This is a genomic window from Allobosea sp. 05T433 (assembly GCF_056396065.1).
On the sequence record NZ_JBFTKS010000002.1, the window covers coordinates 246917 to 270937 of the forward strand.

The 24021-nt window shown below is 66.0% G+C and carries 23 protein-coding genes; 8 read left to right on the forward strand and 15 right to left on the reverse strand.

Features of this window, described 5'->3' with window-relative positions; translation table 11 throughout:
* Window positions 1–35 precede the first annotated feature (35 nt).
* Window positions 36–1166, forward strand: coding sequence for a linear amide C-N hydrolase (locus AC1DGP_RS03295; RefSeq protein WP_441504655.1), 1131 nt, complete (start codon window positions 36–38; stop codon window positions 1164–1166).
* Between the two features lie 167 nt (window positions 1167–1333).
* Window positions 1334–2122: a hypothetical protein gene (locus AC1DGP_RS03300; RefSeq protein WP_441504656.1), complete on the forward strand. Its 789-nt coding sequence runs from the start codon at window positions 1334–1336 to the stop codon at window positions 2120–2122.
* A gap of 23 nt (window positions 2123–2145) precedes the next feature.
* Here AC1DGP_RS03300 and AC1DGP_RS03305 read toward each other — a convergent pair whose 3' ends face one another.
* From AC1DGP_RS03305 to AC1DGP_RS03330, 6 genes are all read right to left on the reverse strand, one after another.
* Window positions 2146–2991 carry an inositol monophosphatase family protein gene (locus AC1DGP_RS03305; RefSeq protein ID WP_441504657.1) on the reverse strand — a complete coding sequence of 282 codons (846 nt, stop codon included), beginning with the start codon at window positions 2989–2991 and terminating at the stop codon, window positions 2146–2148.
* A gap of 96 nt (window positions 2992–3087) precedes the next feature.
* A complete protein-coding gene (locus tag AC1DGP_RS03310; protein ID WP_441504658.1) occupies window positions 3088–3891 on the reverse strand; it encodes an inositol monophosphatase family protein in 804 nt (267 codons plus the stop codon).
* Complete coding sequence (locus AC1DGP_RS03315) at window positions 3881–4609, reverse strand: ABC transporter permease (protein ID WP_441504659.1); 729 nt, start codon at window positions 4607–4609, stop codon at window positions 3881–3883. Before AC1DGP_RS03315 ends, AC1DGP_RS03310 begins: the two co-directional genes overlap by 11 nt.
* Window positions 4610–4611: 2 nt before the next feature.
* Entirely contained in the window at window positions 4612–5310 is a 699-nt protein-coding gene (locus AC1DGP_RS03320) for an ABC transporter permease (RefSeq protein ID WP_441504660.1), read from the reverse strand.
* 88 nt (window positions 5311–5398) lie between these two features.
* Window positions 5399–6196: a transporter substrate-binding domain-containing protein gene (locus tag AC1DGP_RS03325; RefSeq protein ID WP_441504661.1), complete on the reverse strand. Its 798-nt coding sequence runs from the start codon at window positions 6194–6196 to the stop codon at window positions 5399–5401.
* An 11-nt stretch (window positions 6197–6207) separates the two neighbouring features.
* Window positions 6208–6984 carry an ABC transporter ATP-binding protein gene (locus AC1DGP_RS03330; RefSeq protein ID WP_441504662.1) on the reverse strand — a complete coding sequence of 259 codons (777 nt, stop codon included), beginning with the start codon at window positions 6982–6984 and terminating at the stop codon, window positions 6208–6210.
* Window positions 6985–7206: 222 nt separating this feature from the next.
* Between AC1DGP_RS03330 and pdxR the strand changes: the two genes are divergently transcribed.
* From pdxR to AC1DGP_RS03345, 3 genes are all read left to right on the forward strand, one after another.
* The gene (pdxR, locus tag AC1DGP_RS03335; protein ID WP_441504663.1) at window positions 7207–8688 is read left to right on the forward strand and encodes a MocR-like pyridoxine biosynthesis transcription factor PdxR; all 1482 of its coding nucleotides are present in this window, start codon (window positions 7207–7209) and stop codon (window positions 8686–8688) included.
* Between the two features lie 70 nt (window positions 8689–8758).
* Window positions 8759–9553 carry a 2-keto-4-pentenoate hydratase gene (locus tag AC1DGP_RS03340; RefSeq protein ID WP_441504664.1) on the forward strand — a complete coding sequence of 265 codons (795 nt, stop codon included), beginning with the start codon at window positions 8759–8761 and terminating at the stop codon, window positions 9551–9553.
* A gap of 90 nt (window positions 9554–9643) precedes the next feature.
* Window positions 9644–10555, forward strand: a complete 912-nt coding sequence (locus AC1DGP_RS03345; RefSeq protein ID WP_441504665.1) for an aminoglycoside phosphotransferase family protein — start codon at window positions 9644–9646, stop codon at window positions 10553–10555.
* A gap of 41 nt (window positions 10556–10596) precedes the next feature.
* Here the strand turns inward: AC1DGP_RS03345 and hpaR are convergent, their stop codons facing one another.
* The 9 genes from hpaR to AC1DGP_RS03390 form a co-directional block, all read right to left on the reverse strand.
* A complete protein-coding gene (gene hpaR, locus AC1DGP_RS03350; protein WP_441488563.1) occupies window positions 10597–11136 on the reverse strand; it encodes a homoprotocatechuate degradation operon regulator HpaR in 540 nt (179 codons plus the stop codon).
* A gap of 64 nt (window positions 11137–11200) precedes the next feature.
* Entirely contained in the window at window positions 11201–11614 is a 414-nt protein-coding gene (locus AC1DGP_RS03355) for a hypothetical protein (protein ID WP_476831718.1), read from the reverse strand.
* Between the two features lie 20 nt (window positions 11615–11634).
* Window positions 11635–12795 carry a pyridoxal-phosphate-dependent aminotransferase family protein gene (locus AC1DGP_RS03360; protein ID WP_441488565.1) on the reverse strand — a complete coding sequence of 387 codons (1161 nt, stop codon included), beginning with the start codon at window positions 12793–12795 and terminating at the stop codon, window positions 11635–11637.
* Between the two features lie 48 nt (window positions 12796–12843).
* Window positions 12844–13581 carry an amino acid ABC transporter ATP-binding protein gene (locus tag AC1DGP_RS03365; RefSeq protein WP_441488566.1) on the reverse strand — a complete coding sequence of 246 codons (738 nt, stop codon included), beginning with the start codon at window positions 13579–13581 and terminating at the stop codon, window positions 12844–12846.
* A gap of 20 nt (window positions 13582–13601) precedes the next feature.
* Window positions 13602–14714 (reverse strand): amino acid ABC transporter permease, encoded by a 1113-nt coding sequence (locus tag AC1DGP_RS03370; protein ID WP_441488567.1) that lies wholly within the window; start codon window positions 14712–14714, stop codon window positions 13602–13604.
* The gene (locus AC1DGP_RS03375) at window positions 14711–15895 is read right to left on the reverse strand and encodes an amino acid ABC transporter permease (protein ID WP_441488568.1); all 1185 of its coding nucleotides are present in this window, start codon (window positions 15893–15895) and stop codon (window positions 14711–14713) included. Before AC1DGP_RS03375 ends, AC1DGP_RS03370 begins: the two co-directional genes overlap by 4 nt.
* 65 nt (window positions 15896–15960) lie before the next feature.
* Window positions 15961–16998, reverse strand: a complete 1038-nt coding sequence (locus AC1DGP_RS03380) for an amino acid ABC transporter substrate-binding protein (protein ID WP_441488569.1) — start codon at window positions 16996–16998, stop codon at window positions 15961–15963.
* A gap of 386 nt (window positions 16999–17384) precedes the next feature.
* Window positions 17385–18188: a 2-oxo-hept-4-ene-1,7-dioate hydratase gene (gene hpaH, locus AC1DGP_RS03385; RefSeq protein WP_441488570.1), complete on the reverse strand. Its 804-nt coding sequence runs from the start codon at window positions 18186–18188 to the stop codon at window positions 17385–17387.
* 3 nt (window positions 18189–18191) lie between these two features.
* Window positions 18192–19061 (reverse strand): fumarylacetoacetate hydrolase family protein, encoded by an 870-nt coding sequence (locus tag AC1DGP_RS03390; RefSeq protein ID WP_441504666.1) that lies wholly within the window; start codon window positions 19059–19061, stop codon window positions 18192–18194.
* Window positions 19062–19554: 493 nt separating this feature from the next.
* Between AC1DGP_RS03390 and AC1DGP_RS03395 the strand changes: the two genes are divergently transcribed.
* Genes AC1DGP_RS03395 through AC1DGP_RS03405 form a run of 3 tightly spaced genes read left to right on the forward strand, consistent with a single transcriptional unit; the run spans window position 19555 to window position 23974 of the window.
* The gene (locus AC1DGP_RS03395) at window positions 19555–20349 is read left to right on the forward strand and encodes an IclR family transcriptional regulator (RefSeq protein ID WP_441504667.1); all 795 of its coding nucleotides are present in this window, start codon (window positions 19555–19557) and stop codon (window positions 20347–20349) included.
* A 4-nt stretch (window positions 20350–20353) separates the two neighbouring features.
* Window positions 20354–22417 (forward strand): hydantoinase/oxoprolinase family protein, encoded by a 2064-nt coding sequence (locus AC1DGP_RS03400; protein ID WP_441504668.1) that lies wholly within the window; start codon window positions 20354–20356, stop codon window positions 22415–22417.
* 6 nt (window positions 22418–22423) lie between these two features.
* Window positions 22424–23974, forward strand: coding sequence for a hydantoinase B/oxoprolinase family protein (locus AC1DGP_RS03405; protein WP_441504669.1), 1551 nt, complete (start codon window positions 22424–22426; stop codon window positions 23972–23974).
* The last annotated feature ends 47 nt before the right edge of the window (window positions 23975–24021 follow it).

Below are 24021 nucleotides of genomic sequence, written 5' to 3' on the forward strand. Positions count from 1 at the left end.
CTCCCCTGAACTAAACGAACCCGAGAGGAGGACCCATGCGTCTTCGTGCATCGTCCCCATGGCACCACGCCAAGCGCGCCGCAGCCGCCACACTGGTCGCGGCGATGCTGGCGACACCCCAGTCCGTGCTCGCCTGCACGAGCTTCCTGATCCGGACGACCGATGACGGCGCCGTCTATGGCCGCACCATGGAGTTCGGGTTCGAGCTCGAGTCGCGCGCGATGGTGATCCCGCGCAACTACAAGCTGGCTTCGACCGGGCCGGGCGGAAAACCGGCGATGAGCTGGACCGGCAAATATGCGGCCGTCGGGCTCAATGCGCTCGGCGTCTCCGCCCTGGTCGACGGCATGAACGAGAAGGGCCTCTCCGGCGGCATTCTCTATTTCCCGGATTATGCCGGCTACGCCGACCCGGCGAAGACCGACCCGGCCAAATCCCTCGCGCCATGGGACCTGCTCACCTGGGCTCTGACCAGTTTCGCGACGGTCGCAGAGGTCAAGGCGGCGATCGGCGACGTCGCCGTCATCCATGTCGTGCAGGAGGCGATGAAGATCGCGCCGCCAGTGCATTACACCTTGCACGATGCCTCCGGGGCCTCGCTGGTGATCGAGCCGGTCGATGGCAAGCTCAAGGTCTATGACAACCCGCTCGGCGTGATGACCAACGCGCCATCCTTCGACTGGCACCTCACCAATCTCAGGAATTATGTGAAGCTGTCGCCCGTCAACGCGCCGCCGCTGAAGGTCGGCGAGCAGTCCTTCGCGCCGCTCGGCCAGGGCTCGGGCATGCTCGGCATTCCCGGAGATCCGACGCCGCCATCGCGTTTCCTGCGGGCGCTCGGCTATACGATGTCCGTCGAACGCAAGCCGAGCGGCCCGGAAAGCGTCCGGCTGGCAGAGCATATCGTCAATAATTTCGATATTCCGAAGGGCTGGATCAGGCTGCAAGACAAGGGCCAGGGAGACAAGCCCAGGGAGCCGCTGGAATACACGCAATGGTCGACGGTGGCCGACCTCGTGAACCGGGTCTACTACGTCAAGACCTATGAGGATCCGGTCCTGCGCGGCATCGACCTGAAGAGCTTCGACCTCGACGCCAAGACGATCGTCAGCGCGGCGCTGGTGCCGGCGATGACGCCTCCCGCCCTGCCTTTCGCCAAACCCTGATCAGTGATCGCGTCCAGCCAGACGCCGGCGGCCATGGCCGTCCGGCCGCCTTGCCGCGGCGCACAGCCTTCATCCGCATCTCATCGATATCGCCAGGGCCGGGGGGCCACAGCACCATGACGTCAGCGACATCCGGCAAGCGGCATCGCTCCCGCCGGACCAGAGCCATGATCGGCGCGGCCGCCCTGCTTGCGGCGGCGGCGCCTGCTGCGGCAGCCGATCTCACCCCTGTCCGCATCGCGCAGGCAGGCGCCCCCCTCGCCCAGAGCGACTGGTCGGTCACCCTCAGCCCCTATCTCTGGGCGGCCTCGCTCAACGGGGATGCGGCCGTGCTCGGGATACACCGGCATGTCGACGTCCCGTTCCGCGACACCCTGAAGAATCTCGACCTCGGGCTGATGGGCAATCTCGAGATCCGCCGCGGCGCCTTCGGCGCCTATGTCAATGGCGAGTATGTCGATGTCTCCAGCGACGAAAAGATTGCCTCCCTCAACATCGGCACCGGCATGAAGTCCTATCTGGTCAGCGCCGGCGTGTTCTACCGCGTCTATCAGTCCGAACTCGGCGGCAATACCGTGTTCGGCGCACCCCGCGTCTTTGCACTGGAACCGACGGCGGGCGCCCGCTGGACGCGCCTGACGGGCCGCATCCGGGTCGCCGGGCTGCATGTTTCCGACAGCGAGAGCTGGCTCGACCCCTTCGTGGGGGCGAGGCTGAATCTCGACCTGACCGACCGCTGGAACCTCTTCATGGAAGGCGATGCCGGCGGCTTCGGCGTCGGCTCGCGGCTGAGCCTCAACGGACAGGCGCTTCTCGGCTACCGCACCACGCTGGCGGGCTACAAGACCATGGTTCGCACCGGCTACCGCGTCCTGCACCAGGACTACCGGGATGGCGGCTTCCAGTGGAAGGTCACTCAGCACGGGCCGATCATCGGTGCGTCGATCGAGTTCTGAGGCCCCAAGGACCGCCAAGCACGCTATCGCGGGCGGGCCTCGCAAATAGCGTTCGTGGCAGAGGCGGTCCGGAAGATGTCGATGAAGAGGCTGTGAAACTGGCGCGGGGCGACGACAAGGCTGCGGCAGTGCAGCGGGTCGCCCTCGCCATCGATTTCCGTCGCGATGCAGCCGGCTTCGCGGGCGATGATCACGCCCGCAGCGAGGTCCCAGAGATCGAGCTTGGCGCCCGAGGTCCAGAACCCGTCGAAGCGCCCTTCTGCGACGTAGGCGATCTCGAGGGCGGCGGAGCCCGGACTCCTGATCCCTGAAACCTGCGGCATGATGGCTGCCATTTCACGCGCGGCTTTTTCCGTGTCGCCCTTGCCATGATAGGGGAAACAGGTGCCGACGACGGCATGGGCGAGCGAGTTGCGCTTCGAGCCCGTGAGGCGCTGGTCGCCGAGAAAGGCGCCCTCTCCTTTCGCGGCCCAGAACATGTCGTGGCTGAGCGGATGATAGGTGACGCCCGCTGTCACCTCGTCGCCCTCCATCAGGGCGAGCGACACGGAAAACTGCGGGATGCCGTGCAGGAAGTTGTTGGTGCCGTCGAGGGGATCGATGACGATCCTGCGACCGTCACTGGCGCCTGGGGATGCGCCGCTCTCTTCGCCGAGCACCGCGATATCGGGCAGCGTGTCCCCGAGATGCGCGATGATCAGCCGTTCGGATTCGATATCCGCGGCAGAGACGAAATCCGACGGCCCCTTCTCCAGGATCGGCAGGGCGGCGAGGCGGGCGAAATTCCCGGCGAGCGATGCGCCGCCGATCCGGGCAGCCTCCTTCATGCACTCGACGATATGGCTCCTGGAACGCGTGCGGTCATGCATGGCGAAGTCTCGACTGGGGATTGTGAGTGCTGCGCCCGGTGCGGCTGCGTGAGCCCTGGCCGAACACAGGTTTGGAATGCGGCATCGCTCGCTGTGTCAGGCGGCCGGCAGGGTTCGGTGCGAGGGTGCGATCCGGCCCAACGCGGCTGCGTGCAGGGCGGAGTTTGCCGCGGCCAGACAATGCCCGCCCGAGCGGATCGTCAGCGGCGCGCCGTCCCAATCCGTCATGACGCCGCCGGCATGGGTGATCACGGCGACATGGGCGAGGTAGTCATGCGGATTCTCGAAGCGGTCGATGGCGATGTCGATCGCCCCGGAGGCCAGCCGTCCATAGGAATAGCAACTGCCGCCATAGACGCACCAATGGACGGAGGAGCGCAGGGCCTTGAAGGTCGGCAGGCTGTCCTCGTCATAGAGTTCGATATTGCTCGTCGACATCACCGCTTCCGACAGGAGGCGCCGGCCCGAGGTCGTGACGCGCGCGCCGTTCAGCGTCGTCGGAAAGCCCTCCGCGCCGACCCAGCGTTCCCGTGTCATCGGCTGGTCGATGACACCGAGGATCGGGACGCCACGATGGGTCAGAGCGACGAGCGTGCCGAAGACCGGGATGCCGGCGACGAAGGCCTTGGTTCCGTCGATCGGGTCGATGACCCAGACAAAATCCTCGTCCATTCCCTGCGAACCGAACTCCTCGCCGAGGATGCCATGGCCGGGATAGGCCGCTTCGATGCGGCGGCGGATCTCGGTCTCGGCGCGCCGGTCGATCTCGGTGACGGGGCTGTCGTCGCCCTTGGGGATGAAGGCGTTGTTGTGCCTTGCCGCCTCGCGGATGATCTCGCCGCTCGCCTCGACCAGCTCCTGGGCGAAGGCAATGAAATTCCTGATGTCGCTAGTCGGCATGTCTGACCTGTCCGGGGATCGCTGCGCGGCTCTTGAGCGGGCGCTGGTGCTTGCTGAGGCTGTATTCGGCGAATTTGAAGCAACGCGTGATGACGAGCGTGATCGAGAGATAGATCAGCGCAGCCATGATGAAGATCTCATAGGGCGAGAACGTATCGGCCACGATGGTATTGGCCACGCCGGTCAGCTCCATCAGCGTGATCGTGCTGGCAAGCGAGGTGCCCTTCAACATGCCGATAGCCTGGTTGCTATAGGCCGGCAGCATCAGCCGCAGCGCGATCGGCAGCACGATCAGCCGCTGGACCTGGAAGGCCGACATGCCGCAGGCGCGCGCCGCCTCGATCTCGCCGGCCGGCACGGCCTGGATCGCGCCGCGCAGGATATTCGCGGTATAGGCGGCGGAATGCAGGGCACAGGCCAGCAGGGCGCAGATGAAGGGCTTGCGCAGATACGGCCAGAGAAAGCTTTCGCGCACGAACTCGAACTGCGCGAGCCCGTAATAGACGATGAAGATCTGGACGAGCAGCGGCGTGCCGCGAAAGAAATAGACGAAGCAATAGATCGGCGCCCGTACCCCCCTGCTGCCATTCGCGTAGAGAATGCCGAGCGGCAGAGCGAGCACGAAGCCGATGATCTCGGTCAGCAGCAGAAGCTGCAGGGTGACGACCGCGCCTTCGAGCAGGCGCGGGATGCTCTCGATCATGAGCGAGATGTCCATGATCAGACCCTCCGCACGCCGCGGTTCGCGCGGGTCTCGAGACATTCGATGATGAGGGAATTGATGATGGTCAGCGTGAGATAGATGACCGCCGCGAGCAGGTAGAAATGGAACGGGCTGCGCGTCACCGAGGTGGCGAGATAGCTGACGCGCATCAACTCCTCGAGGCCGACGACCGAGATCAGCGAGGTGTTCTTGATCAGCGAGATCCAGATATTGCCGAGGCTCGGCAGGGCGTAGCGCCACATCAGCGGCATGCGGATATGGATGAACAGCGTCAGCGGCGACATGCCGAAGGCCTTCGCCGCCTCGATCTGACCCGGCGGGATGGCGAGAAAAGCGCCCCGGAAGATTTCGGCCGCATAGGCGCCGAAGACGAGGCTGAGCGCGAACACGCCGGCCGCCATCGCCGGGATCTCGACATAGACCTCCGGTCCCGCGATCCAGCGCAGCATCGCCGAGAGCGCAACCGTGCTGCCGAAATAGACCAGCAGGATGATGAGCAGTTCGGGCGTCCCGCGGACGCAGGTCGTGTAGAAATCACCCGCCGCGCGCAGGAACCGCGACGAGGAGAGCTTGGCGAGCGCAACCGCCAAGCCGATCGCGAGGCCCGCCAGCAGCGACAGGAACGCGACCTGGAGCGTGACCATCGTGCCCCAGAAGAGCTGCGTTCCCCAGCCCTGGAAGAGGTCTGCCGTCATGAATCGGTCCTGTCGGGGCGGAGGTCGCGCTGGGCCTTGTCAGCCGCGCGGGCGATGCCGGGCGGCGGCTAGCGCCGCCCGGAGAGCGTCACTGAGTCCAGACGCTGGGGAGCACCGTGAACTTCCAGTACTTCTGGTTGATCGCCTTGAAGGTCCCGTCGGCGAACATGCCCTTCAGCGCATTGTTGACCTTGTCGAGCAGTTCAGGCTCGTTTTTGCGCAGTCCGACGCCGACGCCGGGGCCGAAATATTTGATGTTCTCGAGTTCAGGGCCGATATACTTGAAGTTCTTGCCCTGGGCGTCCTCGAAGAAGCCCTCCATCTTGATCGGCCCGGCCATGATCAGGTCGACGCGGCCGGAGACGAGGTCGAGGAGCAGGGTCTCGTAGTTCTCGTAGCGCGAGATCTGCACGCCGGGGAACAGTTCGGTGAAATAGCGGTCATAGGTGCTGGAGCGGATCAGCCCGACGACCTTGCCGTCGAGGGCCTTGGGATTGGGCTGCCCCTCGGCGGTGACGGGCGCGAGCGTGGACGATTTCGGGCCAACGAACCGGCCGGTCGACGAGCGGTAGGGGATGCTGAAATCGATGCTCTTCTGGCGCGCTTCGGTGATCGAAAGGCTCGCGAGGATGAGATCGAATTTGCGCGCCGTCAGGGCCGGGAGCGCACCATCGAGCGACTGGCAGACGAATTTGAGGTCGAACCCTTCACGCTTGCCGATCTCACGGGCGATATCGACGTCAAAACCCGCCAGTTCGCCGCTGGCGGTGCGGTAGTTGAAGGGTGGATTGGTGCAGTCGGTGCCGATCTTCACCTCGCGGGCGAAGGCGGTGCCGGCCAGCAGCAGCGCTGCGCCCGACAGGAGGGCGAGAGCGGTCTTTCTCATGGTTCTTCTCCTCAAAGAACGCGCTGCAGAAAGCGCCTGCACCGTTCCGACATCGGGTTGCCGAAGATCTGATCGGGGCTGTTGCGCTCCTCGATCTTGCCCTCGTGAAGGAAGAGCACCTCGTTCGAGACCTCGCGGGCGAACGCCATTTCATGGGTCACGACGATCATGGTCCGCCCCTCCTCCGCGAGAACGCGCATGACGCGCAGCACCTCGCCGACGAGCTCGGGGTCGAGCGCCGAGGTCGGCTCGTCGAAGAGCAGCAGCTTGGGCTCCATCGCCAGGGCGCGGGCGATGGCGCAGCGCTGCTGCTGGCCGCCGGAAATATGAGCGGGGTAATGATAGCGCTTGTCGAACAGCCCGACCTTCGCCAGCAGCGCCTCGGCACGTTCGATCGCCTCGGCCTTCGCAACGCCCAGCACCTTGATCGGCGCGATCGTAACGTTCTCGAGCACGGTCAGGTGGCTCCACAGGTTGAAGCTCTGGAACACCATGCCCATCCGGCTGCGGATTCGGCTGATCTGCCTGGCGTTCAGCACCGGCGGGCGGTCTCCGCTGCGCTGGAGCTTGATCTCCTCGCCCTCGAAGGAGATCGTGCCGGATTCCGGGGTCTCCAGCAGATTGATGCAGCGCAGGAAGGTGCTTTTGCCCGAACCGCTGGCGCCGATCATGCAGATCACGTCCCGTTCGCGGGCCGCGAGGCTGACACCCTTGAGAACGGGAAAGTCGCCATAGCTCTTGTGGATGACGTCCGCGGTGAGGACGGTCTTCGCCTCCGGTCGAGACACGTGATCCTCCCCTTTGCATTGCTGGATCGGCTCTGTCCGACCTCGATTGGCAGGGACGGTATCGGCGGCTCCTGGCCGCCTCAAGTACCAATTTTTCCAAATGGTACAGACCAATTGCGCCGAGCCGCTTGACCCTGCCGCCTGCGGGCGGCTCAATCCGACCCGGTGAAGGGTGAGGTGGCGACGCGCACGCTTTCGGCCTCGCGAAGGGTGCAACAGGACATGAATTCGGCCTTCAACTATCCGTTCTGGAATGCGCTGGCGCTGGAGCGGGACGGGCCGGAACCGCTCTACGACCAGATCGCGGGGCAGCTCCGTGCGATGGTCGTGGCCGGCGCCATCCCCCGCGGAGCACGGCTGCCACCGCAGCGAAAGCTCTCGGACGAACTCGATGTCTCCCGCTCGACGATCGTGCTCGCCTATGCCCGCCTGAAGAACGAGGGCTATGCGCATGGCCGCACCGGCGCTGGGACCTATATCGAGACCGACCTGCCGGAGGATCTGCACCGCCGCCTGGACGCCCCGGCCCCAGCCGGGCCGCCGCGGCAGCCGCGCATCCTGGCAAGGCGTGGCAGCGCGCTGATGGGCCTGCCGCTCCCGAGCGAGCGTGAGCTCGGCTACGATCTCAGCCCCCTGCTCCCGGCGCTCGACGAATTGCCGTTCAGCGACATCCGCCGCAGCACCGCCGAATACTGGGGCTCTGAGCCCTGGCCCCAGTTCAGCTTCAGCGAGCGCCTCGGGCTCCCGGCCCTGCGTCAGCAGATCGCCAAATATCTCGGCGAATACGAGGGCGTGCCCTGCGCGGCCGAGCAGATCGCGGTCGTCGCCAGCACGACACAGGCCTTCATCCTTCTCGCCCAGCTGCTGCTCGACCCAGGCGACGGCGTCATCGTCGAGGATCCGGGCTATCCGACCCGGGTCGCCGCGCTCGTGGCGAATGGTGCCCGCGTCCTGCCGCATGCGGTCGATCATGACGGGCTCTGCGTCGATCGCTTCAGCGCGGAGACTGAGACCGCCCGGATGGTGATCGCCTCGCCGACCAATCAGTTTCCCTACGGCTCGACGATGCCGATGGCGCGCCGGCTTTCGCTGCTGGCCTGGGCCCGCGCACGGGACGCCTGGGTGATCGAGTATGATTACAGCAGCCCGATCGGCATCAACCGCCAGCCCCTGGCTTCCCTGCTGTCGCTCGATACCGACCAGCGCGTCATCTTCATCGGCAACATCAACCGGATCTTCTCCCCGTCGCTCGGCCTGACCTATCTGGTCCTGCCCCCCGATCTGGTCGAGCTGTTCTACCGGGCCAAGCTGGTCTTCTCCTGCTATCTGCCGCCGCCGCTGCAGCAGATGGTGGCCGATATCATGGGCCGGGGCGTGCTGGCCCGGCATGTCAGGCGGATGCGGCTTCTGTATCGCGAGCGGGCGGCCATCCTCGTCGGAGCCCTGCGTGAGGCGCTCAGCGATCGGCTGGTCATTCCCGAGGTGACGGCGGGGTTGCATCTGACCGCCCATGCGCGCGGCCCGCTCGACGACCGCGCGGTCACCGATGCCGCCCGGCAGCGCGGCATCGATGTGCCGGCCCTGTCCCGCTACCGGCTGCAGAGCCAGGAGGCGACGGGGTTCATCTTCGGCTTCGGCAATACCGCGCCCGAGCGCATTCCGCCGGCGGTGCGGCGCTTTGCCGAGATCGTGGCGGCGACCTAGCGTGGCCGTGGCGAAGAATTTGAAATTTGACGCCGGGGCTCGAAGAAGCACCGGCCTGGGGGAGAACGAGATGATCGATGAGAATGGATTGGCGCAGCGCTTGATGCGCGAGCACGAGGAACAGGTGCGCTTCCGCCCGTTCGCGGCGGCGAGCGGCATCGCTTCGCTCGAGGACGCCTACAGGGTGCAGGACCGCTATGTCTCGCTGCTGCAAACCCGGTTCGGTGACGGGATCGGCTACAAGATCGGCCTGACCTCGCAGCGCATGCAGACGATGTGCGGCATCGACCAGCCGATCGCCGGGGTCGTCCTGGCCGACCGGCTGCACCATTCCGGCGCGAAGGTCGCAATCTCCGGCTATGGGCGGATCGGTCTCGAATTCGAGATCGCCGTGCGCCTAGCGAACGATCTTCCCGTCGGCGGCCCCGCCTTCACGCCCGAAACCGTCGCTGCCCATGTCGGCGGCGTCTGCGCCGCAATCGAGATCGTCGACGACCGCGCCGCCGACTATGCCGAGCTCGACGTGCTCTCGCTCGTCGCCGACAATTCCTGGAACGGCGGCATCGTCCTCTCCGAATTCCGCAGCGCATGGCCCGCGCTGGATGCGGTCACCGGCGTGGTCCACCGCAATGGCGTCGAGATCGACCGCGGCCACGGACGGGACGTGCTCGGCCACCCCTTCTCGCCCCTGGCCTGGCTGGCGAATGCGCTGGCGGCCAAGGGCCGGACGCTACGTGCCGGCGATGTGGTCATGACCGGCAGCCTGGTCACCACCCGCTTTCCGACCGAGACGGAAACCTACACTTTCGCGTTGGACGGCATCGGAGCCGTCGAACTCACTGTCGAAGCCGGCAAACCTGGCTGAAACAGGTTTGCTCCCGCCCCCTCTCCTTGCAGGCGTTTGTACCGTCGTGGCTGACTGGAAAGCCCCCGGTGCAGACTGTAAGCAAGAGCCATGGCGCAGCAGGACCATGATCTCTGTGTCCCGATCGATGCCGGACTTGTTCGACGATTGATCGCCGCACAATTCCCCGCATGGGCTGACCTGCCCATCGAGCCAATCGAGCCGGGCGGCTGGGACAATCGTACCTTTCGTCTGGGCGATCAGATGTCGGTCCGCCTGCCGAGTGCGGCTGCCTATGCGCCTCAGGTCGAAAAGGAGCGCCGCTGGCTGCCAAAGCTGGCGCCTCACCTCCCATTGCCGATCCCCGCGCCACTTGCCCTGGGCGCTCCAGCGGAGGCCTACCCGTGGCCATGGTCCGTCTATCGCTGGCTTGACGGCGAGCCAGCCGCGACCAACCCGATTGCCGATCTCACGCAGTTCGCCCGCTCGCTTGCCGGGTTTCTCGGCGCCCTTCAGCGCATCGACGCGACTGGCGGGCCGGCGGCGGGGCAACATAATTTTCATCGGGGTGGCAGGCTGGCGGTCTATGATGCAGAAGCCCGGGCTGCGCTTGCAGCGCTTGGGTGCCGCACCGACATCGCTGCGGCCGAGAGCGTATGGGCCGCCGCGCTCGGTTCGCAGTGGCGCGGCCCGCCTGTCTGGGTCCATGGCGATATTGCCCTTGGCAACCTGCTCATCAGGAATGGCAAGCTCTTTGCCGTGATCGACTTCGGGAGTTCGGGGGTCGGCGACCCTGCCTGCGACCTCGCGATCGCGTGGACGGAGTTTACCGGAGCGAGCCGCGACATGTTCCGTGCCGCGCTTTCCCTCGACGACGACACCTGGGCCCGCGCCCGCGGCTGGGCCCTGTGGAAGGCGCTGATCACGGTTGCCGGCCACGATCGCAACCAGCGCGATGCGGACAAATCATGGCAGGTGATCGAGCGCGTATTGGCGGACCACCGGCAGTTCGACGGCAAATAGGTGAACCCGAACATCCCCGCCGGGAGCGCGCCTCTCCGGGCTTATCCCGGCCGGCGGTTTGATCCATGGGATCCGCCGCTGTCCAGGCCATCCAGGCAATCTTCGAGCTGCCGAAGCAGGCTTTGCAATTCGGCAAGACGCTCGCTGCCGTAACGTCCCGTGATCTCGCGATAGATCGCCTCGGACTCGACGCCGGCCCGCTCGATCAGCTCAAGACCCAGCGGCGAGATCGAGACGAGCCCCCGGCGCAGATCGGCCTGCGAGGTGCGCCGCAGGATGAGGCCGCGTTCGTCGAGGTCCTTCAGGATGCGCGAAAGACTGGGCGCGAGCAGGAACGTGTCCTCCGCCAGCGCCGTCACCTCGATCGTGTTCACGGCCGTCAGGGCGCGCAGAACGCGCCACTGCTGCTCCGTCATGCCGAAATGCCGAAGGCTGGCACGGAAATGGCGCATCACCGCTTCCCGGGCCCGCAGCAGGGACATCGGCAGGGATTTGGAGAAATGGCGCAGGCGCACGCGCGCTGCCGGCTGCCCGGTTTCGGCAGGCAGGTCCAGGCCCTCGGCTGGCGTCCGGTCGCTCATCAATCCCCCCGCTGCCAGGAATGGCCTGGCCAGCCCCATTTTCCGGCCTGCCGAGTCGCCCTTTTCAGGCCGACATCTTCTCTGGAATACCGCGCTGCTTCAAATACTCGCGGTAATTGCTCGTCTTGAAATTGACCGTCTCATCGGCCTCTTCCATCTGCACGGAAATKCCGAGGGGCCGCGACGCGCTGACCGGGGCGAGCAGCGCCTTCACCGCCTCGATCACCCGGCTGCCCGCCGTCTTGCGGTCGGCCTCGGAGCGCCCGGCCGCGATCCGCAGCAGGACATGCACGAACGCGTTATCGGGGTGACCGTCGACGATGAGATAGTTCGCGACGGGCACGCCGCGCGTGCGCGCCCCGGCGAAGGGGAAGATGCTGCCGTCGCCGATCAGGGCATCCTGCACGGTCTTCAGCAGCGCGGGCACGTCGACGCTGGCTTCGAGATTGGTCGAATACTCGACCCAGATATGAGGCATGGATACGATCCGTTGCTGGATTAGCGGAGGGCGGCAGCGGCGGCAGTGATGCCGGCACCGACTGAGGGGACGGGGTGACCGAGCGCAACAAGCGTGCGTTCGAGAAAATGCAGGTCGGTCAGGATATCGGCTTCGCTGATCTGGCCCATCGTGCCGATGCGGATGACCCTGCCGCTCAGCCGGTTGCGCGCACCGGCGATCATCGTGTTGTAGGTCTCGTTGAGGTGCTTGACGATCGCCCCGCCCGTCAGGGGCTCGGGCACCGACGCGACGACAACGGTCTGGGAGGCCACGGCAGGATCACCGAAAGCCGGCAGGCCAAGCGCGACACAGCCGGCGCGGAGCGCGCCCGAGAGCCGCTCGTGCCGCGCGAAGACCTGCGGCAGCCCCTCCTCGTGAATCATCTTCAGCGCCTCGTGCAGGCCAAAGAGCAACGAGACCGGGCAGGTGAAGGCGGTCTCCTGGTTGTCGACGACGGCCAGCGCCTTGCGCATGTCCCAGTAGAAGCGCGGGCAGCGGTCGGTGCGCTCGATGACCTTGCGGGCCTTGTCGCTGACGCTGGCGAGGCCGAGGCCGGGCGGGCACATCAGCGCCTTCTGCGAGCCGGTGACGACGATGTCGACGCCCCACTCGTCCTGGCGCAGCTCCATGCCGCCGAGCCCGCTGATCGAGTCGACGAGGAACAGCGTCTCGCGCTCGCGCAGGAGCGCGCCGATGCCGGCAAGATCGGTCACCGCACCGGTCGAGCTCTCGTTATGGACAGCGATCACGGCGCGGTACTCGGCCTTGTCGAGCTCGGCGGCGACCCGCGCCGGGGTCGGCGCATGCCCCCATTCGCTCTCGATGACGTCGACCTGCGCGCCCAGTGCCCGCGCGATCTGGGCATAGCGCTCGCTGAACTGGCCGTGGACCAGCGCCAGCACTTTCTCGCCGGGAGCGAGAATATTGACGAGGCTCGCCTCCATCACGCCGGTTCCGGAGCTGCCGAAGACCAGCACCGGCGCCTGCGTGCCGAAGAGCGGCTTGATCAGGCGCTGGATCTCGCCCAGCACGACACGCATCTGCGCGCCGCGATGGTTGACGATCGGCAGCGCGGTGGCACTGCGCACGCGCTCGGGGATCGAGATCGGCCCGGGGATGCGCAGGCGATAGGGATAAGCGGCGGAAGGCGTCGTGCTCACGGGGTTCAGGCTCCGGACTGGAATGATGGCTGCGGCTGGGCCGGCCGGTTAGTGAATGACCTGCTGGATGAACTGGCGGGCGCGCTCGGTTCGCGGCGCAGAGAAGAAGGCGTCCGGCGTCCCGACTTCGGCGATGGCGCCGTTATCCATGAAGACGACCCGGTCAGCCACGGCGCGCGCAAAACCCATTTCATGGGTGACGCAGATCATCGTCATGCCGGTGCCGGCGAGCTCGATCATCACGTCCAGGACCTCCTTGACCATCTCGGGATCGAGAGCGGAAGTCGGCTCGTCGAAGAGCATGACGTCCGGTTCCATGGCGAGCGCCCGGGCGATAGCGACGCGCTGCTGCTGGCCGCCCGAGAGCTGGTTCGGGAACTTGCGGGCCTGCTGGCCGATATGGACGCGTTCGAGCAGCTCCATGGCCTGGGCTTCCGCCGCGGCGCGCGGCAGGCGCCTGAGCTTGATCGGGCCGAGCGTCAGGTTGTCGAGGATCGACAGATGCGGGAACAGGTTGAACGACTGGAAGACCATGCCGACGCGCTGCCGGATCTTCTCGATATTGTCGTCGCCCTGAGACACGGTCTCGCCGCCGACCGTGATCCTGCCACCCTCATAGTGCTCGAGGCCGTTGATGCAGCGGATCATCGTCGACTTGCCCGAGCCCGACGGGCCGCAGACCACGATGCGTTCGCCCTGCTTCACCGCAAGGTCGATGCCGCGCAGGACGTGGAACTGCGAGAACCATTTATCGACGTTCTCGAGCCGGATGATGGGATTTTCCATGATTGCAATACCCGATGCGGTCAGGCCCGGTCGGCCCGTGCGAAGCCGCCCTCGATGGCGCGGCTGTAGCAGGACAGCCCAAAGCTCATGAGCCAGAAGACCAGCCCGACGACGAAGTAACCCTCGGCCTGCGAGCCGACCCAGAGCGGGTCCGCGACGCCGGCGGAGACGATGTTGAGCAGGTCGAACAATCCGACGACCATCACCAGCGTCGTGTTCTTGAGCAGCGAGATGGTGGTGTTGACGATGCCGGGCACGACCTTCCGGATCGCCTGGGGCAGGATGATGTAGAGCATCGTGCGCCAGTAGCCGAAGCCGAGCGCCATGGCCGCCTCGTACTGCCCCTTCGGCAGCGCCTGCAGGCCTCCGCGCACCACCTCGGCCATGTAGGCAGCCTCGTAGAAGATGATGCCGACCACGGCGAGCGCGAGCGGATCAGGCTTCATGCCGGAAGGCAGGAAGAAGGGCAGCATCACGATGGCCATGAACAGCACCGTGATGAAGGGCACGCCGCGGCAGAATTCGATGAAGCCGATGCAGAACCAGCGGACCAGCGGCATCTGGCTGCGCCGCCCGAGCGCGAAGAGCGCGCCGAAGGGCAAGGAGAAGCTGATGCCGGAGACGGCAAGGATCAGCGTGAGCAGGAGCCCGCCCCATTTGTCGCTGGGCACCACCGGCAACCCGGCGACCCCGCCATGCAGCAGGACGAAGGTGACGACCGGCAGGACCACCATCATGAACAGGCCGGCATAGCCCTTCCCCGGAATGCGGGGCACCATCAGCCAGGTCAGCCCGGCGATCAGCAGGGCAAAGACGGTATCCGGGCGCCAACGTTCCAGCGGAGGGTAGAAGCCGTAGATGAACTGCGAGGCCTTGGCTGCAACGAAGCCCCAGCAGGCACCGCCCGGCACGCAATCGGCCCGGCTTGCAGCGGTCCAGGTCGCCTTGAACAGCGCCCAGGGCAGGATGGTCCAGGCGATCGCCCCGAGGATGAGGGCGACCGCGAGCGACAGCAACGCGTCGCGCCAGGAGGCGAAGATGCGCCGGCGCAGCCAGAGCGCGATCCGGGCCGGCGCACCGGCATGGGCGGCCGGGCGGCGCGGCGTATCGGAGATGAGGGCGGCTTCGGTCACCGTTCGACGATCCTGGTCATGTGGTTGAACAGGTTGATCAGCGCGCCGATCAGCAGGCTGATCGCGAGATAGACGGCCATGGTCATGCCGACGATCTCGATGGCGCGGCCGGTCTGGTTGATGCTGATGCCGGTGAAGACGCCGACGAGATCGGGATAGCCGATCGCCACCGCGAGCGAGGAGCCCTTGAGGATATTGAGATACTGGTTCGACAGGGGCGGCAGCAGGACGCGCACCGCCTGCGGGATCACGATGAAGCGCAAGGTCCACCACCAGCCGAAGCCGAGCGCGGCCGCGGCTTCGCGCTGGCCCTTGCTCACGGACTCGATGCTGGCGCGTACCAGCTCGCCGATGAAGGCAGCGTTGTAGATCGCCATGGCGAAGACGAGTGCCGTCAGCTCCGGCACCAGGGCCCAGCCGCCGATGAAATTGAACCCTTTGAGCTGCGGCACGGAGACCGAGACCTGCGTGCCTGTCAGCGCGACAGTGAGGACCGGCAGGAGCACGAGCACCGCCAGCGACGGCAACCAGGCGTTCACCGAACGCCCCGTGCGCTCGGCATAGGAGGTCAGGCTGCGGAACAGGGCGAGCGCCGCAACGACTGCAATGAGGATGGCGATGACCAGGAGCCCCGGGCGATCGCTTGTCAGCGCCGGCAGGAAGACGCCGCGGTTCGAGAGATAGACCATGTCGCCGATACCGACGGCGACGCGCGGAGCGGGAAAGGCCCGGAGCGCGACATTGTACCAGATCAGGATATGGAGGAGCTGCGGCAGGTTGCGGACGAGCTCGACATAGATGCGAGCGGCGCGCGACACGGCCCAGTTGCCGGAGAGCTGCGCGATGCCGATGGCGAAGCCCAGGATCGTCGAGAGCACGATGGCGATCGCCGTCACCAGCAGCGTGTTGGTGATGCCAACGAGGAAGACCCGCCAGTAATTGTCGCTCGACGTATACGGGATCAGGTGGAACGCGATCTCGAAGCCCGCCTCCTGCCACAGGAAGTCGAACCCGAGCTTGAGGCCGCGGGCCGCGAGATTGTCGTAGAGGTTGCCGATGGCGACATGGGCCACCCAGGCCAGCGCGACCACGAGCAGCGCCTGGAAGACCCAGCCCATGACGCGGCGGCGTCCCGGCAGCGCAGTACGCTGAGATGATCGAACGGCAGGTGTGGTGGTCATTGTCCGGCTTGTCTGCGTGTGGGGAGATCGAGGCCGGCGGCTGGCGCCGGCCTCGCGCCTTTCGCTCAGCGGAGCAGCGGCGACGACATCAGGCCCTTGTTGTTCCAAAGGTTGTTGAGGCCGCGCTCGAGCTTGATCGGGCTCTTGTTGCCGAGATTGCGCTCGAACATCTCGCCGTAATTGCCGACGGCCTTGATCGCGTTGAGCGCCCAGTCATTGCCGAGCCCGAGCTTGACGCCGAAATCACCGGTCACGCCGAGCAGGCGCTGGACCTCCGGCGAGGTCGAACTCGCCTTCAGCTTCTCGACATTGGCCTGGGTGATCTCCAGCTCCTCGGCGGCGATCAGCGCATTGAGCGTCCAGCCGACGATATCCCGGAAGCGGCTATCGTCCTTGCGCACGACCGGGCCGATCGGCTCCATCGAGATCAACTCGGGCAGCACGACCCAGTCATCCGGCTTGCCGAGCTTCGACACGGCTCCGGCCAGGGCGCTCAGAACATTCGCATAGACGTCGCAACGCCCGGTTTCGAGGTTCTTCTCGTTCTGGTCGCGCGAATTGGCGGCGACCGGGGTGAACTTCAGGCCGTTCTTGCGGAAATAGTCGGCGAGGTTCAGCTCGTAATTGGAACCAGCGGAGACGCAGATCGACGCGCCATCGAGCTCCTTGGCGCTTTTGACGCCGAGCGACTTCTTCGCCAGGAAGCCCTGGCTGTCATAGAGATAGGCGCCGGGCCAGGCGACGTTCAGCTCGATATCGCGAACAAAGGTATGCGTGGCGGTGCGCGCCAGCAGATCGATGCCGCCCGACTGGAGCGTGGCGAACGCCGTCTTGATCTCGAGCGGCACGAACTTGATCTTCTCGGCATCGCCCAGCACGGCGGCGGCGACGGCACGGCAGAAATCGACCTCGAAGCCATTCCATTTCGCTGCGCTGTCGAGCGTGCTCATGCCGGTCTGCACGCCGCTGGACACGCCGCAATTGAGCAGCCCGCGCGCCTTGATCGTCTTCTGCGTGTCGCCGCTCTGGGCCGAAGCCACTGTCACGGCAGCCAGCATGCAGCCGGCAGCGAGGGTCCATTTGTTGCGCAGATATCCGAGCATTCCAATTCTCCCAGCAATTCCTACGGAGCGGTCATCGCGATCGGGGCCGCTCCGAAAACCGGGCCCCGATCTCACATAACAAGTTAATTATCAAGTTAATTATATCGGAGCGGGGAGCCGAAGAGATTGCATTCCCATTCCGATTTGATCTGGTTTGTCAGATGCTTGACTACGCGCCGGGGCTGCCGTCGCCATGACCGGGGCTGCATGGAGAGCCGACGGCTCCCCTGCCGAACGCATGCGGTGCGGCGCCCCCGCCAGCACTCCACCACTGGAGCCGAACGCCGCAAGCCGGCGCCGGCGCGACACGGCGCCGCGGGGGCCGTGGCCGCCCTCCGGGGACGCCGCCCCTTGCCCTTAGGGCAGAGGGAGCGACAGGCGTCTGCCTATTCGAAGAAGCAGCTGACGCTGCCCAGCGGGCCGTAATCGCCGGTGATGGTGTCGCCATGCCGCGCTTCCACCGGGCGAATGAAGGAGCCCGCCAGGACGATCTGGCCGGCCTCGATATGGTCGCCATAGGCGGCGAGCCGGTTCGCAAGCCAGGCGACGCCACGGGCGGGATGGTTCAGCACGCCAGCTCCGAGCCCTGTCTCCTCGACCTGGCCGTTGCGCGAGACGATGGCGCCGACCCAGCGAAGATCGACCTGGTCCGGCCGCATGGCACGGCCCCCGACGACGATGCCGGCATTGGCGGCATTGTCGGCGATCGTGTCGACGATAGTGCGGGCCTTCCCGCTCTGCGGATCGACGCGCAGAATGCGGGTATCGAGGATCTCGAGCGCCGGAGTGATGTAGTCGGTGGCATTGAGCACGTCGAAGATCCCGATATTGGGGCCCTTCAGCGGCGCCTTCATCACGAAGGCGATCTCGGCCTCGATCCGCGGCTGGATGAAGCGGTCCTTCGGCACGCTGTCGCCATCGGCGAACATCATGTCGTCGAACAGCACGCCTGAATCCGGGATGTCGATATTCAGCGCGTATTGCATCGCCTTGGAGGTCAGGCCGATCTTCCAGCCGATCACCTTTCGACCGGCGGCGATCTTGTGCTTCACCCAGGCGCCCTGGATGGAATAAGCGTCATCCATCGTCATCTGAGGATGCCTGAGCGACATCAGCCCCGTCTGGCGGCGCGTCCGTTCGGCCTCGTCGAGGCTCAGCGCCGCGGCGGCGATTTCATTGGCGTTCAGCATCGATCAGGCCTCGTCGGCAATGGTGTTGCGGAGAAGGCCGATCCCCTCGGCCTCGACCTCGACGACGTCACCGGGCTTCAGCCAGACCGGCGGCTCCAGGCGAGCCCCTGCCCCGGTCGGCGTGCCGGTGACGAGGATGTCGCCCGGCACGAGCGTGGTGAAGGTCGAGATGTAGCTGATGATCCGGCGGAAGGAGAAGACCATCCGGCTGGTCCGGTCCTCCTGGCGCAGCTCGCCGTTGACGCGGGTCGTCAGCGCGATATCGGCGATCTGCGCCTCATCGCTGAAGGGAACGAGCCATGGCCCGATGGAGCCCGAGCGGTCGAAATTCTTGCCCTGCGTGACGTTGAACTTGGCGTGCCGAACCCAGTCCCGGATCGTCCCCTCATTGCAAAGCGACAGGGCCGCGACATGGTTCAGCGCGTCGCGCTCGGCGATGCGGCGCCCCGCTTTGCCGATGACGATGACGATCTCGCCCTCATAATCGAGCTGCACGCTCTCGGGCGGGCGGATCAGCGGCTGGTCATGACCGGTGAAGGAGCGGGGAAAGCGCGGGAACAGGGAGGGATTGGCCGGGGCGGCCTGGCCATCCTTGTATTCGGCGTTGCGGTCGGGAAAATTGACGCCCACGCAGATGATCTTTTCGGGCGCGGCAATCGGAAGCTCGTAGCGGATCGCCTGGAACGGCAGATCCGGAGACAGCCCCGCCGCCGCGTCGGCAAGCTTCGCAAAGGCGCCCTCGGCTACCACCTCCTTCAGGCTCGGCCACCGAGCCGAGAAGCGGCTGGACAGGTCAATGACGCCCCCTTCCACGGCCAGGCCGTATCCGGCGCGGTTTTCAGCGGAGAAGCTGACGAATCTGGGGGCAAGCATGAATCCGGTCCTTCTGTCGCCTCGTGCCTTTGGCCGAGATCGACGTCTTCGAGAGTTGATTGCCAGGGGGATGGCGACGCGGCGGGCTGGCTTCAGCAACGGCGCAGGACCACACCGCCACGCAGGATTTATGATTATCATGTTAATTAGATAGCATGACCCGATCAAGAGGCGATCCGGCCTTATCCCCTACCCTGCCCTGACGTCCTGAGGTCGCGGCGGACATGTCGGGAAACCGCGCAGCGAAACCTGCGGTTCCGCATCGGCGCGCCATCGCTACGTGATCGATAGACGAGCAGTGGGACCACCGGTGCCCGCCCTTCACATCTGGGGAAGGCCGCCGTGACCGTTGGCGCCCATGCCGACGTCCCGTCAGCATTCCAGCCATCTCGGCGATCCGACTGACGCTTGACAGCCCGCTCGATCAAACCATAGCATATCAAATAACAAAATGATGTTTCATTATATGAAATGAAACACAGAGGGACGCTCCTTGACGCTCGATACCGACAAAGCCTCCGCCAAAGCTGTGCCTGCCGGCACAAGCACGCTCGACCTCGCCCTGCAGGCAGTCGAGTATCTGGTCCTGCAGAGCCGCCCCGTCGCACTGGCGCAGATTGCCGAGGCGCTCTCCTCCTCCAAGGCCACCATCTACCGGCATCTGGTGACGCTTCAGCGCCACGGCTTCGTCCGGCAGGATCCGAATACCGGCCGCTACGATGCCGGCATCAAGCTGATGGTCCTCGGCGAGGCGCTGCGACAGCGCTTCGATATCGTCTCGGCAGCACGCGAGGAGTTGATGACGCTCCGCGACCGCTCCGGCCAGGCCGTGACGCTTTGCGACGTGATCGATGAGGAATTGATCGTCCTCGAGCTGATCCAGGGCCGCACGATGATCGAATTCGCGATGCGGCCGGGCACGCGGCTCGCCTTCCACGCCAGCGCGCATGGCAAGATCTGGCTCGCCTTCGGCTCGCCGGAACGCAGTCGCACCGTTGCAGCCGGCGAGTTGAAGGCGTGGACGCCGAGCACGATCGTCTCCGGTGAGGCGCTTCTGGCGGAAATCGCACGCGTCCGCGAGTGCGGCTGGGCCACTGCGCCCGACCAGGTGATCACCGGCGTCAACACGCTGGCCGCCCCGGTCTTCGACCACCGCAAGGCGCTGGTCGGCTCGATCGCCATCGTCGGCTCCACGCAATTCATCGCGCCAGAACCCGATCCCGAACAGATCCGCGAAGTCGTCGGCGCAGCCGCACGCATCTCGCGCGGATTGACCTGGAAAGACTGAGATCATGACCTATTCCTTGGCCGTCGATATCGGCGGCACCTTCACGGACATCGTCCTGCGCGACTCCCGCGGCAGCCTCAGCGTCGACAAGACACTGACCACCCACCACGACCTGCTGGAGGGCTTCTTCCGGGGTGTCGATTCCGTGCTGGGCAAGGCCGGCATCGCGGCCGGCGCGATCGATGGTGTCGTGGTCCACGCCACCACGGTCGTCACCAACGCGCTGATCGAGCGCAAGGGGCTGCCGACGGCGCTCGTCGTCACGGAGGGCTTCCGCGACGTGCTCTCGATCCGCAACGAGCACCGCTATGACATGTACGATCCGCAGATCGAGTTCCCCGAGCCGCTGGTGACGCGCGAGCTGACCTTCGGCATCAAGGAGCGGGTCCTGGCAGACGGCACCCTCGCGCTTGCTCCGGCAGCCGAGGACATTACCGAACTCGCAGCCGAGATCCGCGCCTCCGGTGCTCGCGCCATCGCGATCTGCTTCCTCAACAGTTTCGCCAATCCTGAAAACGAGGTCGCGGTCGCGGCTGCCCTCTCTCGCGAACTCAACGACGTGTTCATCTGCACCTCGGCCGAGGTCGCGCCGCAGATCCGCGAATACCAGCGCGCCTCGACGGCGACGGTGAATGCCTACGCCATGCCGATCTCGCAGCCCTATCTCAAGCGGCTGAGCGACCGGCTGCGCGTCGAGGGTTTCGCCAACACGCCGCTGATCATGCTGTCCTCGGGCGGCGTCGTCGGCGCCGAGACAGCGGGCAAAAATCCCGTGCGCATGATCGAGAGCGGTCCGGCAGCCGGCGCCCTTGCTGCCTGCCACTATGCGGAGCTGCTCGGTATCGATCGACTGATGTCGTTCGACATGGGCGGCACCACGGCCAAGGCCTGCCTGATCGAGAACCGTACGCCGCTGATCACCGGGCTGTTCGAGGTCGACCGGCGCTACCGCTTCCGGGAAGGCAGCGGCCTGCCCGTCACGGTGCCTTCGATCGACCTGATCGAGATCGGCGCCGGCGGCGGCAGCATCGCCCATGTCGACGATCTCGGCCTGCTCAAGGTCGGGCCCGAAAGCGCGGGCTCCAATCCGGGACCTGCCTGCTACGGCCGCGGCGGCAAGAACGCGACCGTCACCGATGCAGATCTCGTGCTCGGCCTGATCGATGCCGAGAACTTCCTCGGCGGCGACATGTCGCTCGACAAGGCAGCCTGCGACGCCGCGATGGCGCGGCTCGGCGATGCGCTCGGCCTCAACGCCGTCCAGGCGGCGCGCGGCATCTACCGCATCGTCACGGAGGCCATGGCCTCGGCGGCGCGGACCCACGCCACCGATCGCGGCGTCGATTATCGCGGCCTGCCGCTCTTCGCCTTCGGGGGGGCCGGTCCGTTGCACGCCTGCGGCGTCGCGGACCTGCTGCAGAGCACCAGCGTGATCGTACCGCCGCAGTCGAGCGTGCTGTCGGCCTTCGGCACGCTCGTCACGCCGGTCCGGCTCGATCTGGTGCGCAGCGACCTGACGCGGGTCGACCATCTCGACTGGGGCCGCGTCGATCGTGTGCTCGGCGAGCTCGAGAGCGAGGGGCTGACGGCGCTCGGCGTATCCGGTTGCGCGGCGTCCGACGTCACGATCCTCATCGGCGCGGACATGCGCTATGTCGGCCAGCAGCACGAGGTCACGATCATCTTCGAGACCGACCCGCGCAAGAGCCGTGACAGCGCAGCGCTGACGGCACAGTTCGAGGCGGCCTATCGCACCCTCTACGGCGTCAACCCCTCGCATGTCCCGATCGAACTCGTGACCTGGCGCGTCGTGGCACGCGGTCCCCTGCCGCATTTCGACAGCCAGGCCCGGCCCCAGAACACAGCCGGTGCACCCAAGCGTCATCGTCCGGTCCATGCCTGGGAAGACGGTCAGTCGGTGCCGGTCTACGAGCGCTCCGCCCTCGCCACCGGCCAGACCATCGCCGGCCCCGCCATCATCGAGGAGCGCGAGACCACGACCGCGCTGCCCCCGGGCTGGAGCGCGACGATCGACGCGCTCGGCTGCATCGTCGCCACGAAAGGCTGAAATCCGATGGACGGAGTCGAACTCGAAATCCTCTGGTCGAACCTGATCGGTATCGTCAACGAACGCGCCAAGGCGCTGCAGCGCATCGCCTTCAGCCCGATCGTGCGCGAAGCCGGCGACCTCGCCTGCGCGCTCTTCGACCAGCGCGGACGCATGGTGGCGCAGGCCAATACCGGCACACCCGGCCATATCAACTCGCTCGCCATCGCGGGAGCCCATCTCGTGCGCCTGTTCGAAGGGCGGTGCGAACCCGGCGACGTGCTGATCACCAACGACCCCTGGCTCTCGGCCGGGCACTTCTTCGACATCACGATCCTGACGCCCATCTTCAACGGCACCAAACTGCTCGCCTATATCGGCTCGACCATCCACCACACCGATATCGGCGGCTACGGCATCGGCGCCGGTGCCCGCGACGTGCATGAGGAAGGCCTCTGGATCCCGCCGCTCAAGCTCTACGAGCGCGGCAAGCCGAGCGAGATGCTGCACGACATCATCCGCCGCAATGTGCGCACGCCCGACGCCGTCTTCGGCGACCTGTCGGCGCAGGTCTCTTCCGGCGAGGCCGCCGCCGAGCACCTGATCACGCTGTGCGAGCGCTACGGCATCGAGGACATCGAGGCCCTGTCCGACGAGATCATCGATCGCTCCGAGGAGGCGACGCGCAACGCCATCCGCAAGCTGAAGCCCGGCACCTATCATGGCGAGGCCGTCTTCGACGTTCCCGGCGGCGAGATCATCACCTTGAAGAGCGCCGTCACCGTCGATGCCGAGAGCGGTTCGATCATCGTCGACTTCGACGGTTCCTCACCGCAGACGACGACCGGCATCAACGTGGTGCTGAACTACACCCACGCCTATTCGACCTTCGCGATCCGCTCCTGCCTCAATCCGGACCTGCCGAACAACACCGGCTCGCTCGCGCCGATCGAAGTCCGCGCTCCCGTGGGCTCGATCATCAACTGCGCCTATCCTGCGCCGGTGAATGCGCGCCATGTGGTCGGCATGTACGTCCCGATGCCGATCCTGAAGGCGCTGCATCAGGTCATGCCGGAACGGGTCCTGGCGGAAGGATCAGGCGCGGTCTGGACCATTCAGATCCAGGGCCGGCGTCCGAGCGGCGAACCCTTCACCTCGTCGATGTTCAACTATTCCGGCGGCATGGGCGCGCGCGCCGGCAAGCCGGGGCCGAGCGCCACCTGCTATCCGACAGGGGTCGCGGCTGTGCCGATCGAGATCCTGGAAGCAGCGATGCCGATCGTCTTCGACCGCAAGGAACTGCGGCCGGGGTCCGGCGGCAAGGGCCGGATGCAGGGCGGGGACGGCCAGATCATCCAGTTTCACATGCGTACCGACCATGCTTGGCTGCTCAACGCGGTGCCGAGCCGGCTCGAACGCGGGCCTGACGGGATCGATGGCGGCCTGCCGGGGGCGCCCGGGCGCTTCCTCGTCAACGGCACATCCGTCAGCGAGGCGAAGAAGCTGACGATGAAGGCCGGCGACGTCGTGCTGCTGGAGACGCCCGGCGGCGGCGGCTACGGCAAGCCGGCGGCCTGAGAACTGCCATCGGGCGCAAGACCAGATCGTTGCACAAGACCAAGAAA

What these genes read in the sequence shown, in the direction of transcription:
- AC1DGP_RS03295 (WP_441504655.1), top strand. Translation starts at nt 36, where the DNA reads ATGCGTCTTCGTGCATCGTCCCCATGGCACCACGCCAAGCGCGCCGCA.
- AC1DGP_RS03300 (WP_441504656.1), top strand. Translation starts at nt 1,334, where the DNA reads ATGATCGGCGCGGCCGCCCTGCTTGCGGCGGCGGCGCCTGCTGCGGCA.
- AC1DGP_RS03305 (WP_441504657.1), bottom strand. Translation starts at nt 2,991, where the DNA reads ATGCATGACCGCACGCGTTCCAGGAGCCATATCGTCGAGTGCATGAAG.
- AC1DGP_RS03310 (WP_441504658.1), bottom strand. Translation starts at nt 3,891, where the DNA reads ATGCCGACTAGCGACATCAGGAATTTCATTGCCTTCGCCCAGGAGCTG.
- AC1DGP_RS03315 (WP_441504659.1), bottom strand. Translation starts at nt 4,609, where the DNA reads ATGGACATCTCGCTCATGATCGAGAGCATCCCGCGCCTGCTCGAAGGC.
- AC1DGP_RS03320 (WP_441504660.1), bottom strand. Translation starts at nt 5,310, where the DNA reads ATGACGGCAGACCTCTTCCAGGGCTGGGGAACGCAGCTCTTCTGGGGC.
- AC1DGP_RS03325 (WP_441504661.1), bottom strand. Translation starts at nt 6,196, where the DNA reads ATGAGAAAGACCGCTCTCGCCCTCCTGTCGGGCGCAGCGCTGCTGCTG.
- pdxR (WP_441504663.1), top strand. Translation starts at nt 7,207, where the DNA reads ATGAATTCGGCCTTCAACTATCCGTTCTGGAATGCGCTGGCGCTGGAG.
- AC1DGP_RS03340 (WP_441504664.1), top strand. Translation starts at nt 8,759, where the DNA reads ATGATCGATGAGAATGGATTGGCGCAGCGCTTGATGCGCGAGCACGAG.
- AC1DGP_RS03345 (WP_441504665.1), top strand. Translation starts at nt 9,644, where the DNA reads ATGGCGCAGCAGGACCATGATCTCTGTGTCCCGATCGATGCCGGACTT.
- hpaR (WP_441488563.1), bottom strand. Translation starts at nt 11,136, where the DNA reads ATGAGCGACCGGACGCCAGCCGAGGGCCTGGACCTGCCTGCCGAAACC.
- AC1DGP_RS03365 (WP_441488566.1), bottom strand. Translation starts at nt 13,581, where the DNA reads ATGGAAAATCCCATCATCCGGCTCGAGAACGTCGATAAATGGTTCTCG.
- AC1DGP_RS03375 (WP_441488568.1), bottom strand. Translation starts at nt 15,895, where the DNA reads ATGACCACCACACCTGCCGTTCGATCATCTCAGCGTACTGCGCTGCCG.
- AC1DGP_RS03380 (WP_441488569.1), bottom strand. Translation starts at nt 16,998, where the DNA reads ATGCTCGGATATCTGCGCAACAAATGGACCCTCGCTGCCGGCTGCATG.
- hpaH (WP_441488570.1), bottom strand. Translation starts at nt 18,188, where the DNA reads ATGCTGAACGCCAATGAAATCGCCGCCGCGGCGCTGAGCCTCGACGAG.
- AC1DGP_RS03390 (WP_441504666.1), bottom strand. Translation starts at nt 19,061, where the DNA reads ATGCTTGCCCCCAGATTCGTCAGCTTCTCCGCTGAAAACCGCGCCGGA.
- AC1DGP_RS03400 (WP_441504668.1), top strand. Translation starts at nt 20,354, where the DNA reads ATGACCTATTCCTTGGCCGTCGATATCGGCGGCACCTTCACGGACATC.
- AC1DGP_RS03405 (WP_441504669.1), top strand. Translation starts at nt 22,424, where the DNA reads ATGGACGGAGTCGAACTCGAAATCCTCTGGTCGAACCTGATCGGTATC.